Source organism: Catenovulum sp. SX2 (assembly GCF_052056295.1).
Taxonomy (GTDB): Bacteria; Pseudomonadota; Gammaproteobacteria; order Enterobacterales; family Alteromonadaceae; genus Catenovulum.
This window is the reverse complement of record NZ_CP182493.1, coordinates 1,259,631-1,274,290: the sequence shown is the minus strand read 5'-3', so window position 1 is coordinate 1,274,290 and position 14,660 is coordinate 1,259,631. Positions and strand designations below refer to the sequence as shown.

At 42.0% G+C, this 14,660-nt stretch carries 26 protein-coding genes; 24 read left to right on the top strand and 2 right to left on the bottom strand.

The window, feature by feature from the left end; all coding sequences use genetic code 11:
- Positions 1-14 precede the first annotated feature (14 nt).
- The 24 genes from rplB to rplQ all read left to right on the top strand — a co-directional run bounded on the left by rplB (position 15) and on the right by rplQ (position 11,713).
- Entirely contained in the window at positions 15-839 is an 825-nt protein-coding gene (rplB, locus tag ACMZOO_RS05350; protein WP_016955072.1) for a 50S ribosomal protein L2, read from the top strand.
- A gap of 16 nt (positions 840-855) precedes the next feature.
- Positions 856-1,134, top strand: coding sequence for a 30S ribosomal protein S19 (rpsS, locus tag ACMZOO_RS05345; RefSeq protein WP_016955071.1), 279 nt, complete (start codon positions 856-858; stop codon positions 1,132-1,134).
- 10 nt (positions 1,135-1,144) lie between these two features.
- On the top strand, positions 1,145-1,486 hold the full coding sequence (gene rplV / locus ACMZOO_RS05340; protein ID WP_016955070.1) for a 50S ribosomal protein L22: 342 nt from the start codon (positions 1,145-1,147) through the stop codon (positions 1,484-1,486).
- Between the two features lie 2 nt (positions 1,487-1,488).
- Complete coding sequence (rpsC, locus tag ACMZOO_RS05335; RefSeq protein ID WP_016955069.1) at positions 1,489-2,208, top strand: 30S ribosomal protein S3; 720 nt, start codon at positions 1,489-1,491, stop codon at positions 2,206-2,208.
- Positions 2,208-2,621, top strand: a complete 414-nt coding sequence (rplP, locus tag ACMZOO_RS05330; RefSeq protein ID WP_016955068.1) for a 50S ribosomal protein L16 — start codon at positions 2,208-2,210, stop codon at positions 2,619-2,621. The genes rpsC and rplP overlap by 1 nt, the downstream gene beginning before the upstream one ends.
- Positions 2,621-2,812: a 50S ribosomal protein L29 gene (gene rpmC / locus ACMZOO_RS05325; protein ID WP_016955067.1), complete on the top strand. Its 192-nt coding sequence runs from the start codon at positions 2,621-2,623 to the stop codon at positions 2,810-2,812. The genes rplP and rpmC overlap by 1 nt, the downstream gene beginning before the upstream one ends.
- Complete coding sequence (gene rpsQ, locus ACMZOO_RS05320) at positions 2,812-3,072, top strand: 30S ribosomal protein S17 (RefSeq protein ID WP_440905705.1); 261 nt, start codon at positions 2,812-2,814, stop codon at positions 3,070-3,072. The genes rpmC and rpsQ overlap by 1 nt, the downstream gene beginning before the upstream one ends.
- Positions 3,073-3,232: 160 nt before the next feature.
- Positions 3,233-3,601 (top strand): 50S ribosomal protein L14, encoded by a 369-nt coding sequence (gene rplN / locus ACMZOO_RS05315; RefSeq protein WP_016955065.1) that lies wholly within the window; start codon positions 3,233-3,235, stop codon positions 3,599-3,601.
- 9 nt (positions 3,602-3,610) lie between these two features.
- Positions 3,611-3,925, top strand: a complete 315-nt coding sequence (rplX, locus tag ACMZOO_RS05310) for a 50S ribosomal protein L24 (protein WP_016955064.1) — start codon at positions 3,611-3,613, stop codon at positions 3,923-3,925.
- A gap of 19 nt (positions 3,926-3,944) precedes the next feature.
- Entirely contained in the window at positions 3,945-4,481 is a 537-nt protein-coding gene (gene rplE / locus ACMZOO_RS05305) for a 50S ribosomal protein L5 (RefSeq protein WP_016955063.1), read from the top strand.
- Between the two features lie 10 nt (positions 4,482-4,491).
- Complete coding sequence (rpsN, locus tag ACMZOO_RS05300) at positions 4,492-4,797, top strand: 30S ribosomal protein S14 (RefSeq protein ID WP_016955062.1); 306 nt, start codon at positions 4,492-4,494, stop codon at positions 4,795-4,797.
- Between the two features lie 26 nt (positions 4,798-4,823).
- Entirely contained in the window at positions 4,824-5,216 is a 393-nt protein-coding gene (gene rpsH, locus ACMZOO_RS05295) for a 30S ribosomal protein S8 (protein WP_016955061.1), read from the top strand.
- Between the two features lie 11 nt (positions 5,217-5,227).
- On the top strand, positions 5,228-5,761 hold the full coding sequence (gene rplF, locus ACMZOO_RS05290; RefSeq protein WP_440905704.1) for a 50S ribosomal protein L6: 534 nt from the start codon (positions 5,228-5,230) through the stop codon (positions 5,759-5,761).
- A 9-nt stretch (positions 5,762-5,770) separates the two neighbouring features.
- A complete protein-coding gene (rplR, locus tag ACMZOO_RS05285; RefSeq protein ID WP_016955059.1) occupies positions 5,771-6,124 on the top strand; it encodes a 50S ribosomal protein L18 in 354 nt (117 codons plus the stop codon).
- A gap of 9 nt (positions 6,125-6,133) precedes the next feature.
- Positions 6,134-6,640, top strand: coding sequence for a 30S ribosomal protein S5 (gene rpsE, locus ACMZOO_RS05280; RefSeq protein WP_016955058.1), 507 nt, complete (start codon positions 6,134-6,136; stop codon positions 6,638-6,640).
- Positions 6,641-6,645: 5 nt separating this feature from the next.
- Positions 6,646-6,828, top strand: a complete 183-nt coding sequence (rpmD, locus tag ACMZOO_RS05275; RefSeq protein WP_016955057.1) for a 50S ribosomal protein L30 — start codon at positions 6,646-6,648, stop codon at positions 6,826-6,828.
- 3 nt (positions 6,829-6,831) lie between these two features.
- On the top strand, positions 6,832-7,266 hold the full coding sequence (rplO, locus tag ACMZOO_RS05270) for a 50S ribosomal protein L15 (RefSeq protein WP_016955056.1): 435 nt from the start codon (positions 6,832-6,834) through the stop codon (positions 7,264-7,266).
- 7 nt (positions 7,267-7,273) lie between these two features.
- Complete coding sequence (gene secY, locus ACMZOO_RS05265) at positions 7,274-8,602, top strand: preprotein translocase subunit SecY (RefSeq protein ID WP_016955055.1); 1,329 nt, start codon at positions 7,274-7,276, stop codon at positions 8,600-8,602.
- Between the two features lie 26 nt (positions 8,603-8,628).
- On the top strand, positions 8,629-8,745 hold the full coding sequence (gene rpmJ, locus ACMZOO_RS05260) for a 50S ribosomal protein L36 (protein WP_016955054.1): 117 nt from the start codon (positions 8,629-8,631) through the stop codon (positions 8,743-8,745).
- A gap of 99 nt (positions 8,746-8,844) precedes the next feature.
- Entirely contained in the window at positions 8,845-9,201 is a 357-nt protein-coding gene (rpsM, locus tag ACMZOO_RS05255) for a 30S ribosomal protein S13 (RefSeq protein ID WP_016955053.1), read from the top strand.
- A gap of 16 nt (positions 9,202-9,217) precedes the next feature.
- Positions 9,218-9,610, top strand: coding sequence for a 30S ribosomal protein S11 (gene rpsK, locus ACMZOO_RS05250; protein WP_016955052.1), 393 nt, complete (start codon positions 9,218-9,220; stop codon positions 9,608-9,610).
- Positions 9,611-9,639: 29 nt separating this feature from the next.
- Positions 9,640-10,260, top strand: a complete 621-nt coding sequence (gene rpsD / locus ACMZOO_RS05245; protein WP_016955051.1) for a 30S ribosomal protein S4 — start codon at positions 9,640-9,642, stop codon at positions 10,258-10,260.
- A gap of 24 nt (positions 10,261-10,284) precedes the next feature.
- Entirely contained in the window at positions 10,285-11,274 is a 990-nt protein-coding gene (locus tag ACMZOO_RS05240; protein ID WP_016955050.1) for a DNA-directed RNA polymerase subunit alpha, read from the top strand.
- Between the two features lie 37 nt (positions 11,275-11,311).
- Positions 11,312-11,713, top strand: coding sequence for a 50S ribosomal protein L17 (gene rplQ, locus ACMZOO_RS05235; RefSeq protein WP_016955049.1), 402 nt, complete (start codon positions 11,312-11,314; stop codon positions 11,711-11,713).
- Positions 11,714-11,786: 73 nt separating this feature from the next.
- Here the strand turns inward: rplQ and ACMZOO_RS05230 are convergent, their stop codons facing one another.
- Together ACMZOO_RS05230 and ACMZOO_RS05225 are read right to left on the bottom strand one after the other, a co-directional pair.
- Entirely contained in the window at positions 11,787-13,142 is a 1,356-nt protein-coding gene (locus tag ACMZOO_RS05230; RefSeq protein ID WP_440905703.1) for an ATP-binding protein, read from the bottom strand.
- A 95-nt stretch (positions 13,143-13,237) separates the two neighbouring features.
- Positions 13,238-14,365 carry a substrate-binding domain-containing protein gene (locus ACMZOO_RS05225; RefSeq protein ID WP_440905702.1) on the bottom strand — a complete coding sequence of 376 codons (1,128 nt, stop codon included), beginning with the start codon at positions 14,363-14,365 and terminating at the stop codon, positions 13,238-13,240.
- Positions 14,366-14,660: the final 295 nt, after the last annotated feature.

The window sequence follows — 14,660 nt, the reverse complement described above, 5'->3', positions numbered from 1 at the left end:
GGAGGATATGACAAATGGCTATAGTTAAGTGTAAGCCTACTTCTCCGGGTCGTCGCCATGTAGTTAAAGTGGTAAACCCAGAGTTGCACAAAGGTGCACCATACGCTCCTTTGCTTGAAAAAAATTCAAAGTCTGGTGGTCGTAACAACAATGGTCGTATTACGGTACGTCACATTGGTGGTGGTCATAAAAATCACTACCGTGTTATCGACTTCAAACGTAACAAAGACGGTATCCCAGCTAAAGTTGAGCGTTTGGAATATGATCCAAACCGTAGCGCAAATATTGCGTTAGTACTTTATGCAGACGGTGAGCGTCGTTACATTCTTGCTCCTAAAGGCGTAAGTGCAGGTGATGAAATCGCTTCTGGTGTTGATGCACCAATCAAAGCGGGTAATACATTACCAATGCGTAACATCCCAGTTGGTACAACTGTTCACGCAGTTGAATTAAAACCAGGTAAGGGTGCGCAAATCGCACGTTCTGCTGGCGCATACGTACAAATCGTAGCGCGTGAAGGTGCATATGTAACTTTACGTTTACGTTCAGGTGAAATGCGTAAAGTATTAGCTGACTGCCGTGCAACTATCGGTGAAGTTGGTAATGCTGAACACATGTTACGTCAATTGGGTAAAGCTGGTGCAAAACGCTGGCGTGGTGTGCGACCTACAGTTCGTGGTGTTGCAATGAACCCGGTTGATCACCCACACGGTGGTGGTGAAGGTCGTACTTCTGGTGGCCGTCATCCAGTATCACCTTGGGGTACACCTACTAAAGGTTACAAAACTCGTAAGAACAAGCGTACTGATAAATACATCGTACGTCGTCGTAATAAATAATTTGTGAGGAAACACCATGCCACGTTCTCTCAAGAAAGGTCCATTTATTGACCTACACTTGTTGAAGAAGGTTGAAACTGCGGTGGAAAGCGGGAACAAGAAACCTATCAAAACTTGGTCTCGTCGCTCAATGATCATTCCTGATATGATCGGATTGACCATCGCTGTTCACAATGGCCGTCAACATGTTCCAGTCTTTGTTACTGATGAAATGATCGGTCACAAATTGGGTGAATTTGCACCAACTCGTACTTATCGCGGCCACGCTGCTGATAAAAAAGCGAAGAAGAAGTAAGGGGTGAATGATGCAAGTTTTAGCTAAACACAAATTTGCCCGCCTTTCTCCGCAGAAAGGTCGTTTGGTTGCAGATCAAGTGCGCGGTTTACCTGTAGCACAAGCATTAGACTTATTGACTTTCAGCCCTAAAAAAGGCGCTGACTTAATCAAGAAAGTTTTGATGTCTGCTATTGCTAACGCAGAGCACAACGAAGGTGCTGATATTGATGAATTATTCGTAGGCAAAATCTTTGTAGATGAAGGCCCGGTAATGAAACGTATCAAACCACGTGCTAAAGGCCGTGCTGACCGTATCATCAAGCGTACTAGCCACATCACTGTGGTTGTAGCGGATAAGCAAGGAGAATAATTATGGGTCAGAAAGTACATCCTACCGGTATTCGCCTTGGTATCACTAAACCATGGAGTGCTACTTGGTACGCCGGTTCTCAAGAATTTGCTAGCACGTTAAATAGCGATTTCCAAGTACGTAAGTACTTAACTGAAGAATTGAAAAAAGCTTCAGTTTCACGCATCGTTATTGAGCGTCCAGCTAAGAGTATTCGTGTGACTATTCACACTGCTCGTCCTGGTATCGTAATTGGTAAAAAAGGCGAAGACGTAGAAAAATTACGCGTTAAAGTTGCTCAATTAGCAGGTGTACCTGCTCAGATCAACATTAGCGAAGTTCGTAAGCCTGAATTAGATGCTCAGTTAGTAGCTGAAGGCATCGCAAGCCAATTAGAGCGTCGTGTTATGTTCCGTCGTGCTATGAAGCGCGCTGTACAAAACGCAATGCGCATTGGTGCTAAAGGTATCAAAGTTGAAGTAAGCGGCCGTTTAGGCGGTGCTGAAATCGCACGTTCTGAATGGTATCGTGAAGGTCGTGTACCTCTACATACTTTACGTGCTGACATTGACTACGCAACAGCGGAAGCTTTAACAACTTACGGTATCATCGGTGTTAAAGTTTGGATCTTCAAAGGCGAAGTATTAGGTGGTTTACCACTAGCTAACGCACAAGTTGAAGAGCCTAAGAAAAACGAGCGTAAGCCAAAAGGCAAATCTCGTAAGCCGCAAGGAGATCGTTAATGTTACAGCCAAAAAGAACCAAGTTTCGCAAGCAGTTTAAATTGCGTAACCGCGGTGCTGCCACTAGCGGTAACAAAGTAAGCTTCGGTACATTTGGTTTAAAAGCAACTGAGCGTGGTCGTATGACTGCTCGCCAAATCGAAGCTGCACGTCGTGCGATGACTCGTCACGTTAAGCGTCAAGGTAAAATCTGGATCCGTGTATTCCCAGACAAGCCAATTACTAAAAAGCCGCTTGAAGTACGTATGGGTAAAGGTAAAGGTAGTGTTGAATACTGGGTATGCCAAATTCAGCCAGGTCGTATGTTATACGAAATGGAAGGTGTTCCTGAGAGCTTAGCACGTGAAGCTTTTGCTTTAGCAGCTGCTAAGTTGCCATTTAAAACAACCTTTGTAACTCGGACGGTAATGTAATGAACGCGAACGAATTAAAAGACAAATCAGTAGAAGAGTTAAAAGCTGAACTTTTAGAGTTATTACGTGAGCAATTTAACTTACGTATGCAAAAATCTACAGGTCAACTTTCGCAAACTCATTTAATGAAGCAAGTTCGTCGCAATATTGCACGTGTAAAAACTGTGTTAAATAGCAAGGCAGGTGCGTAATGAGCGAATCTAATATCCGTACGCTTCAAGGGCGTGTAGTTAGTGATAAAATGGACAAGTCTATCGTTGTAGCGATTGAGCGTTTTGTTAAACACCCAATCTACGGTAAATTTATCCGTCGTACGACTAAAATTCACGCACATGATGAGTCAAACTCATGTGGCCAAGGTGATGTAGTGACTATTCGCGAATGTCGTCCAATTTCTAAGACTAAATCTTGGACTTTGGTAGATATCGTAGAAAAAGCACAAAAAGCTTAATAATTACCTTAGCTTAGAACAAAATTGAAAATGGCCGGTACCTTTTTGGTTCCGGTCATTTTTTTATCTATGATTTTTAAAAACTTGTGGTATAATGCCGCGCCCTTAAGGCAGCCAGGCCTAAAAGTGGGTGTTTTTTTTAATAGAAGCGGAGCACGAAATGATCCAAATGCAAACAATGCTAGGTGTTGCTGATAACAGCGGCGCTCGTAGCGTTCAATGTATCAAGGTTCTAGGTGGATCGCACCGCCGTTACGCAGGTGTAGGCGACATCATTAAAGTTACTGTGAAGGAAGCAAATCCTCGCGGTAAAGTTAAGAAAGGTGACGTATACAACGCGGTGGTCGTTCGCACCAGAAAAGGCGTTCGTCGTCCAGACGGTTCTTTGATCCGTTTTGATGGTAATGCTGCAGTACTTTTAAATACACAGCATGCGCCAATCGGTACACGTATCTTTGGTCCAGTAACGCGTGAACTACGTACAGAAAAGTTCATGAAAATCGTTTCTCTGGCGCCAGAGGTTCTATAGGAGCTTATTATGGCAGCAAAGATTCGTAGTAATGACCAAGTCATTGTAATCGCTGGTAAAGATAAAGGTAAAACTGGTAAAGTTTTATCTGTATCAACAGGCGATGATAAAATAGTTGTTGAAGGTATCAACATGGTTAAGAAAGCTGTTCGTCCTAACCCGAATACGGGTGAGCAAGGCGGATTAGTTGACCGTGAGGCACCTTTACATGTTTCTAATGTGGCGATCTTCAACCCAGCAACGGGTAAAGCAGATCGTGTAGGTTTTCGTGTAGAAGACGAGAAGAAAGTTCGTTTCTTCAAATCTAATAACGAATTAATCTAATTTTGTTTGGAGTATAACGATGGCGAAACTGCATGATTTTTATAAAGATACAGTTGTTGCTGAATTGACCAAACAGTTCAGTTACAAAAGTATCATGCAAGTCCCTCGGATCGAAAAGATCACCCTAAATATGGGTGTGGGCGAAGCGATTGCAGACAAAAAAGCTTTAGAATTTGCAGTAGCTGATTTAACAGCTATCGCAGGTCAAAAGCCAGTTGTATGTAAAGCTCGTAAGTCTGTAGCAGGCTTTAAAATCCGTGAAGGGTATCCAATTGGTTGTAAAGTAACTCTACGTGGCGAGCGTATGTGGGAATTCTTAGAGCGTTTAATTTCCATTTCAATTCCACGTATCCGTGACTTCCGTGGTTTACCGTCTAAATTAGATGGTCGCGGTAATTATAGCATGGGTGTACGCGAGCAAATTATCTTCCCAGAAATCGACTTTGATAAAGTTGATAAAGTACGCGGTATGGATATTACTATCACTACTACTGCGGGTTCTGACGAGGAAGGTCGTGCGTTGCTGGCTGCCTTTAACTTCCCGTTTAAGAAATAGGTGTAGAGTTATGGCTAAACAATCAATGAAAGCACGTGAAGCAAAACGTGCAAACTTAGTTGCAAAATATGCTGACAAACGTGCAGCATTAAAAGCGACAATTAGCGACGTAAACGTAACTGAAGAAGAGCGTTGGGCTGCAGTTTTAGAATTGCAAAGCTTACCTCGTGATTCATCTCGTGCACGTCAGCGTAATCGCTGTAACGTAACTGGTCGTCCGCATGGTTATTTACGTAAATTCGGCTTAAGCCGTATTAAATTACGTGAAGCTTGCATGCGTGGTGAAATCCCTGGACTTAGAAAAGCAAGCTGGTAAGCGGCTACAGACTGGAGTAACGAATTATGAGCATGCAAGATCCAATCGCGGATATGTTCACCCGCATTCGTAATGGTCAAGCTGCACGTAAAGTGGCTGTGACTATGCCTTCTTCAAAACTTAAAGTGTCTATCGCTGAAGTTTTAAAAGCAGAAGGTTTTATCGAAAATTATGCGGTAACTGGTGACGTGAAAAAAGAACTTGAAGTCACGTTAAAGTATTTCAATGGCAAAGAAGTAATCGAGTCTATTTCTCGTGTTAGCCGCCCAGGTCTTCGTATTTATAAGAAGGCTAATGACCTACCTAAAGTTATGGGTGGTTTGGGTGTAGCTATCGTATCTACTTCTAAAGGCATCATGTCAGATCGTGCAGCGCGTAAAGCGGGCATGGGTGGCGAAGTCATCGGTTACGTAGCGTAAGGAGAAATATTATGTCTCGAGTAGGTAAGTCTCCTATCGCTATCCCTGCAGGCGTTGAAGTAAAGATTGCAGGACAAGACGTAACAGTTAAAGGCGCTAACGGTCAATTAGTATTGAACGTTAACCCTGCTGTTGAAGTTGTTGTTGAAGAGAATGTTTTACGCACTTTACCTCGTGAAGGTTTTGAAGGTGCACAAGCTCAAACTGGTACTGCACGTGCTGTGTTAAATAACATGGTTACTGGTGTTAGCAAAGGTTTTGAGCGTAAGTTACAGTTAATCGGTGTTGGTTACCGTGCTGCAGCTAAAGGTAAAACTTTAAACTTAACATTAGGTTTCTCTCACCCAGTTGACTATGAAGTGCCAGAAGGCATTACAGTTGAAACCCCTAGCCAAACTGAAATTTTGGTAAAAGGTGCTGACAAGCAATTGGTTGGTCAAGTAGCGGCTAACATCCGTGGTTACCGTCCACCAGAGCCTTATAAAGGTAAAGGTGTACGTTACGCTGATGAAGTTGTTCTACGTAAAGAAGCTAAGAAAAAGTAGGGTAATACGATGGATAAGAAAGCATCTCGTTTACGTCGTGCAACTCGTGCACGCGCAAAAATTAGAGAATTGGGTGCCAACAGATTGGTCGTTCACCGTACTCCACGCCACATCTACGCGCAATTAATCGCGCCGACTGGTGGTGAGGTATTGGCTTCTGCTTCTACAGTAGAAAAGACCATTCGCGAAAGCATCAAATACACTGGCAACGTTGAAGCTGCTAAATTAATCGGTAAAACAATTGCAGAACGTGCAATTGAAAAAGGTGTAACTAAAGTTGCATTTGACCGTAGCGGTTTCCAATATCACGGTCGCATTCAAGCATTAGCTGATGCAGCTCGTGAAGCTGGCTTACAATTCTAGGGGTAAACAATGGCTAATAATGCAGAAGTTAAAAACAACCCAGAGTTGTCTGAAAAACTAATCGCTGTTAACCGCGTTTCTAAAGTGGTTAAAGGTGGTCGTATCTTCAGCTTCACAGCTTTGACTGTGGTAGGTGATGGTAACGGTCGCGTTGGCTTTGGTTACGGTAAAGCACGTGAAGTTCCTGCTGCTATTCAAAAAGCAATGGAACAAGCTCGTCGTAACATGGTTACTGTACAGTTGAAAGGTCAGACGTTACAACACCCTATTAAGGGTCGTCACTCTGGTTCAAAAGTATACATGCAGCCAGCATCTGAAGGTACAGGTATCATCGCTGGTGGTGCTATGCGTGCAGTTTTAGAAGTTGCAGGCGTACACAACGTACTTTCTAAGTGCTATGGCTCAACCAATCCAATTAACGTAGTTCGCGCTACAATCAACGCTTTGGCTGATATGAAGTCTCCAGCTCAAGTAGCTGCTAAGCGTGGTTTAAGCGTTGAAGAAATTCTGGGGTAAACATCATGGCTGGTAAAACTGTAAAAGTGACTCAAGTCAAAAGTTCTATCGGACGTTTACCTAAGCATAAAGCAACGTTACGTGGTTTAGGTTTACGTAAGATTAACCACACTGTTGAATTAGAAGATACTCCTTCTGTTCGCGGTATGATTAATAAAGTTTATTATATGGTTAAGGTGGAGGATTAATACATGTATTTAAATACTCTTAGTCCTGCTCCTGGTTCAAAACCAAGCAAAAAACGTGTTGGTCGTGGTATCGGTTCTGGTTTAGGTAAGACAGGTGGCCGTGGTCACAAAGGTCAAAAATCACGTTCAGGTGGTTCTGTTAAGCCAGGATTCGAAGGCGGTCAAATGCCAATCCAACGTCGTTTACCGAAGTTCGGTTTTACGTCACGCAAATCTTTAGTTTCAGATCAAGTTACTTTGACTGAAATCGCTAAAGTTGAAGGTGATGTAGTAGACTTAGCTTCACTTAAAGCGGCTGGTTTGGTGAAGAAGCATATTGAGGCAGTTAAGGTTTTAAAATCTGGTGCTGTAGCTCGCGCTCTTACTGTAAAAGGTTTAGGCGTGACTAAAGGTGCACGTGAAGCGATTGAAGCTGCCGGTGGTAAAATCGAGGAATAATTGATCCATGGCTAAACCAGGACTGGAATTTAACAGCACGCAAGGCGGACTTTCGGAATTAAAACGTCGCTTATGGTTCTTATTTGGAGCATTAGTGATTTTCCGAGCTGGTTCATATGTACCTATCCCAGGTATTGATCCAACTGTACTTGCACAACTGTTTGAGCAACAAAAAGACACCGTGTTAGCAATGTTTAACATGTTCTCAGGTGGTGCACTTGAGCGCGCGTCAGTGTTAGCATTGGGTATTATGCCGTACATTACTGCATCTATTATTATGCAGCTGATGACCCATATTCACCCTACTTTTCAAGAGTTGAAAAAGGAAGGCGAGGCAGGTCGCAAAAAAATCAGTCAGTACACTCGATACGGAACGCTGTTGTTAGCGATTGCCCAGTCCACCACAATAGCCAATAGCCTGCCGAACATGGTTCCAGGCTTAGTGATTGATCCTGGCTTTACTTTTTACTTCACAGCTGTTGTGAGTTTGGTTACCGGTACCATGTTCTTAATGTGGTTAGGTGAGCAAATTACAGAGCGCGGTATTGGCAATGGTATCTCTATGATTATCTTTGCTGGTATCGTGGCTGGTCTTCCAACAGCTATCGGCCAGACTGCTGAACAAGCACGTCAGGGCGAGTTACCTCTGATTCTATTGTTAATCATAGGTATTATTGTTTGTGCGGTTACATATTTTGTTGTGTTTGTAGAACGTGGCCAACGTCGTATCGTGGTTAACTATGCAAAACAACAACGTGGTCGCAAGGTATTTGCAGCGCAAAGTACCCATTTACCACTAAAAGTGAATATGGCTGGCGTAATTCCACCAATTTTCGCTTCTAGTATTATGTTGTTTCCAGGTACAATAGCGACTTGGTTTGGCCAAAGTGACAGTGCATTTGCAGAAGCAATTGCTCAAATAGCCATAGTGCTATCACCAGGACAACCTTTGTATATGATGTTGTACGCTGCTGCGATTATATTCTTCTGCTTCTTCTATACAGCATTAGTATTTAATCCAAGAGAAACTGCAGACAACTTGAAAAAGTCTGGTGCATTTATCCCGGGTATTCGCCCAGGTGAACAAACCTCACGTTATATTGATAAAGTTATGACTCGCTTAACTTTAGCGGGCGCACTTTACATTACTTTCGTATGTTTGGTTCCAGAGTTTATGATGGTATTTTGGAATGTTCAGTTCTATTTTGGCGGAACATCATTACTTATCATAGTTGTTGTAATTATGGACTTTATGGCTCAAGTACAAACTCACCTGATGTCTAGTCAGTATGAATCTGTGCTGAAGAAGGCTAACTTAAAGGGTTATGGCCGATAGGCCGAACCCATTAACGGAGTTGGAAAATGAAAGTTCGTGCATCTGTTAAAACCATTTGTCGTAACTGTAAAGTTATCAAAAGACATGGTGTTGTTCGTGTGATTTGTTCATCAGATCCTAAGCACAAACAACGTCAAGGTTAAAAAATCGGACGAAATTCGTCTTTTTATTTGAAATCTAGTCTCGGCTTGAGTATCCTTACGGGCTTTTCGGCTGAGGCTAATAAATTAGGAGTGCGTTAAATGGCCCGTATAGCTGGCATTAACATTCCTCTACACAAGCACACAGTAATTGGTTTAACATCAATTTACGGTGTTGGTAAAACCCGTGCAAAAGCAATTTGTGCTGCATCTGGTATTGCTGAGAACACTAAGATTAAAGACTTAGATGAAGCTCAGTTAGACCTGCTTCGTGAAGAGGTTGCAAAGTTCACCGTTGAGGGTGATTTGCGTCGTGAAGTTTCAATGAATATCAAGCGCTTGATGGACTTAGGTTGTTTCCGTGGTCTACGTCATCGTCGTAGCTTGCCTGTTCGCGGTCAAAGAACGAAGACTAACGCTCGTACGCGTAAAGGTCCTCGTAAACCTATTAAGAAATAAGTAGGAGAAGTGAATAATGGCTAAAGCTCCAGCACGTAGCACGCGTAAGCGCGCAAAACGTCAAGTTGCAGACGGTATGGCTCATATCCATGCATCTTTCAACAATACAATCGTAACTATTACTGATCGCCAAGGTAACGCTTTATCTTGGGCTACTTCAGGTGGTTCAGGTTTCCGTGGTTCACGTAAATCAACTCCTTTCGCTGCACAGGTTGCTGCTGAAAGAGCAGGTGTTGCTGCTCAAGAGTATGGTTTAAAGAACTTGGAAGTATTTGTAAATGGTCCAGGTCCAGGCCGTGAGTCTGCGATCCGTGCATTAAATGCAACTGGATACAAAATTACAAATATTACAGACGTAACGCCGATTCCTCATAACGGCTGTCGTCCACCTAAGAAACGTCGCGTTTAATTGTGTTCCTCTGATAACGGAGAAGAAAGATGGCAAGATATATAGGGCCAAAACTGAAGCTCAGTCGTCGTGAAGGAACAGATTTGTTCTTAAAAAGCGGCGTTCGAGCAATCGATTCAAAATGTAATATCGAAACAGCACCTGGTCAACATGGTGCACGTCGTGGTCGTTTATCTGACTACGGTTTACAGTTACGTGAAAAGCAAAAAGTACGTCGTATCTACGGTGTATTAGAAAAGCAATTCCGTAACTACTATAAAGAAGCTGCACGTTTAAAAGGTAACACAGGTGAAAACTTGTTAAACCTATTAGAAAAACGTCTAGATAACGTTGTTTATCGTATGGGTTATGCTTCAACTCGTGCAGAAGCTCGTCAATTGGTTAGTCACAAAGCAATTACTGTTAACGGCCAAGTTGTTAACATTCCGTCTTTTTCTGTTAAGCCAGAAGACGTGGTTGCAGTTCGTGAGAAAGCTAAGAAACAAGCACGTATTCAATCTGCATTAGAGTTGGCTGGTCAACGTGAAAAGCCAACTTGGTTAGAAGTGGATGCAGAGAAGAAAGAAGGTGTCTTCAAGCGTTTACCTGAGCGTAGCGACTTGTCAGCAGACATCAACGAACAGCTAATTGTTGAACTTTACTCTAAGTAAAGTTAATAAAATAGAGAGGAAACGATGCAGGGTTCTGTTACTGAGTTCCTTAAACCGAGATTGGTAGATATCGAGAGTCTTGGTCCTTTTCGTGCAAAAGTGACTTTAGAACCGATGGAACGCGGTTTTGGTCATACATTGGGAAATGCGTTAAGACGTATATTATTGTCTTCAATGCCTGGTGCTGCGGTTACCGAAGTGGAAATCGACGGTGTACTACACGAATACAGCACCAAAGAAGGCGTTATTGAAGACGTAATTGAAATATTGCTTAATTTAAAAGGTTTAGCCGTCCGTATCGAAGAGAAAGACGAAGCGACACTGAATTTAAGTAAAAAAGGTGCGGGCCCTGTTACTGCAGCTGATATCACTCACGATGGTGATGTTGAGATCAAAAACCCGGATCATGTCATTTGTAACTTGACTGGTGACGCAGAGTTAAACATGCGCATCAAAGTTCAGAAAGGACGTGGCTATGTTCCGGCTTCTGCTCGTCGTTCCTCTGAAGAAGATGATCGTCCAATTGGCCGTTTGTTGGTTGACGCTTCATTCAGCCCAGTAGAGCGTATCGCTTATGCGGTAGAATCTGCTCGTGTTGAACAGCGTACGGACCTTGACAAGTTGGTCATTGATATGGAGACGAATGGTACGATTGAGCCTGAAGAAGCAATTCGCAGGGCTGCAACTATCTTAGCTGAGCAGCTAGATGCGTTCGTAGAATTACGTGATGTATCTGAGCCTGAGCGCAAAGAAGAAAAACCTGAATTCGATCCAATTCTGTTAAGACCAGTTGACGATCTTGAATTAACTGTACGTTCTGCTAACTGCTTAAAAGCAGAGCAGATCCAATACATTGGTGATCTTGTTCAGCGTACTGAGGTTGAGTTGTTAAAAACTCCTAACCTTGGTAAGAAGTCGCTTACTGAAATTAAAGACGTTTTGGCCTCTCGTGGCTTGTCTTTAGGTATGCGTCTTGAAAACTGGCCTCCAGCCAGTATCGCTGATAAAGACTAACCCTGTTCTACATAGTTATTGGTAGAAGGATAGCATTATGCGTCATCGTAAAAGTGGCCGTCAGCTCAACCGAAATAGCAGTCATCGCAGTGCAATGTTTAGCAACATGGCGGGCTCTTTAGTTCGTCACGAAGTTATTAAAACTACTTTGCCTAAAGCGAAAGAATTGCGTCGTGTAATTGAGCCGCTAATTACTTTAGCAAAAAAAGACAGTGTAGCGAATCGTCGTTTAGCTTTCGCACGAACTCGTGATAAAGAAGTTGTTGGTAAATTGTTCAGCGAAATTGGTCCTCGTTACCAAGCTCGCCCAGGTGGTTATACTCGCATTTTAAAATGTGGTTTCCGCGCTGGTGACAACGCACCTATGGCTTACATCGAGTTAGTAGACCGCCCAGCGGTTGAAGTTGAAGCTGATGAAGCTACAGAAGCAGCTGAATAAGATATTATATCCAGATGCAACACAAAGGGACGCTTAGGCGTCCTTTTGTATTTTTAGCGTATAGGTTTTTATATTAATCCAAAGATGGAAACTTGATAATAAATCGCGTGCCTTGTTTCGGTTCAGAAACAAGTTCAATTTGCCCTGCCAATTTCCCTGAAACTAAGTTATATACTGTAGATAGGCCTAAGCCTGAAGAACCGGCACCACGTTTAGAGGTGAAGAAGGGTTCAAATACTTGTTTTTGATCTTGCTTCTTGATACCCACACCATTATCGCGGATCTCAAAGACAAAATTATCACCTTGTTTACTTGTGATAACTTTTATCTCATTGTTTGCATTTTGCTCTGGGAATGCATGTTGAATCGCATTGGTAATTAAATTTGTGGTGATTTGTGCGATCACGCCAGGGTAAGTTTTAGTAATTAAATTTGGCTCTAAAGATAAATTAAGTTGAATTGATTGTTTTTTTATATGTGCGCTAATTGGGTTAACGACTTGAGCTAAATACAAAGACAGATCTAACCCTTCTATTTTGTCACTTATTTGGTCTGACGTGGTGCGCTTAAAGTCACGAATTAGCTGAGAAGCTTTATTTAAACTTTGCTCTGCCAATTGTAATCCGCCTCTTGTATCTTGAATAAAGTTGTCGAGTTGGCTTTTTCCTAAAGATTTATTGGTTACTGCTGACTGCAGTTTTGTTAGCGATTCTAAACAGTGAGTAACAGATGTTAAGCCTGTACCTAGAGGCGTGTTTACTTCATGCGCGACGCCTGCGATTAAATTACCCAAAGCAGCCATTTTTTCCGTTTCAACCAGTTTGCTTTGAGTTTGTTTAAGTTGGTTCAGAGTTGCCTCTAAATCTTTGGTTCTTTCTGCTACCAAAGCCTCTAGGTTTTGATTAATTGATATGAGTTTCTGTTCATACTCAGCTTTTTGTTGTGCACTGATTGCACGCCCATACAAGTCGGCTATGGCAGATGCGAATACTTTCTCTTCTTCGCGCCAAATTCTATCTATTCCTCTATGTTCGCAACAGATAATGCCTATCATTTTTCCTTGATGGCGCAGTGGTACATCCAGCATAGAGGATATGTCGAGCGGCGCTAAATAGACTTCACTAAACTCAGCAGTTGCCACATGATTATGCGCATCGTCAGCTGCGATAGTTCGTTCACTATCAAGCGCTTTAAAATAGTTAGGGAATTGTTCGCGGGTTAGCAGGATAGTTTGGCTAGTTAATTCTCTGCCGGCATCAATGAGGAGTTTGCAACTGATACTATTTGACGAAGGGTCAAGTAGCCAAATGCCTGCGCGAGAAATGCGCAGGCCACGACAAATGGAGTCTAATATCAGCCTTGAAGCAGCCGTTAGATTACCATTGTCTATATCTTCGCTTTGGCTAATGTGTAAAAGTATTGATTCCAATAAAGCGTGCATAGCGCAGATGTCACTTGTTATTACCTTATATAAAAATAGAAGTGTTCGGCCGCTGCGTCAATGTAACAATTTAATGGCGAGAGTTATAAAGCTTCAGTCAGCTCGATAAGGGTTTCAATGTTGAAGTCATAATTTTGCAGTTTTGGATTTAAACATTTGCTCATTAACGCAAAATTGAGATTGGCAAGATTAGTGTGGGTAATATACTTAGTAAATTTTTCAACATTGCTTTTGTCTGCCAGTGTTAGCTCAGTTTGGATTATTGGTTCGAGGTCATCGATAAAATCTTGTCCATGTAAAAAATCGTATAGCAGTAATAATGACCATGCACCTTCTAAAAAATGACCGCCAATTGACACATCTGCTTTGCCTTGACGAATTAAATCAAGCGCTTCAATTGTCCAATCAAATGTACCTATGCTGATTGGGTGGGTAATTTGCCGCTCAGCAATGTGATCGCTGGCTGCGCGAGCGAGTGTTGATGAAACTGTCCAGATAATATTGATATCAGGCACACGACGATACAAGGCGCTAATCGACTGATGTGCAGATGCGTAATTCCAATCAGTGTACATAGGTGAGGGAATTGGTAAGTTTTGTTCAGTTAACACTTGGTTTAAACCCGATACTCTGTTTTCACTGACAGTACTGGCATGTGCGCCCGCCAAGGCTACAACAATAGGCTTAGTTGTGGATTTATTTTTATGGCGTATAAGTAATTCTTGCATTAAACGGTAACTGGCTAATTTGTCATTTGGCGTCATCAGCGCAAGCCAATATTGGTTGCGTTCGCGCGGTTGTTTAATTTTGTCTATTAGGTTTGCTTGTAGGCTGGTGTTGACAATAATGTGGTAGATATTGTGACTAGCTAATAGATTAAGTGCGCTTTCTTCCGCATTTAAAAATAAGGTAGTAAGAACCGCATCTGGTTTAGGGGCTTGCTCAATTCGATGTTTTAAAGTGTCGGTAAAGATAAACCTATTATCTTGATGGTTGTTTAGATATAAAAACTCTACATAGACATTTAGATCTTTTGCCGCTTCGGATAAAGCTGTGCTGTACATAGACCAGAACGAGTTTTTATCTGTAGCAGATACTACCGCAAGTACATGTAAATTTGGATTATGGGGTTTGCAGCTTGCTGATGCAGCTAGGCTAAAAAAGCATAAACTGCAAATTAGCAGCATCCAGCGTAGTAGCAATTTGTACATGTGTATTCTTTAATAAACATCTATAGTTTTAAGTCTAGCTGCAAATCAGCCGATTTCAATTAGCTTAAAAACTGATTCTATCAGTGTTTTTTACCTATTTAATGAAAATGCGCGCGAGTACAAATTTTTCGTTAATGATTGTTGGTCATTTGTATCATGCTGATTTTTAAATTATTAATTTTATTGGATGCAAGAATGTATGGTACGCAAAAGTGCAAGTTTGGGTTCTATCGCTAACTAGAACGTTTTAATTAAGGTAAAAGTGGTGGAGCAGGAAGTAAGCTCTAATCGCTAG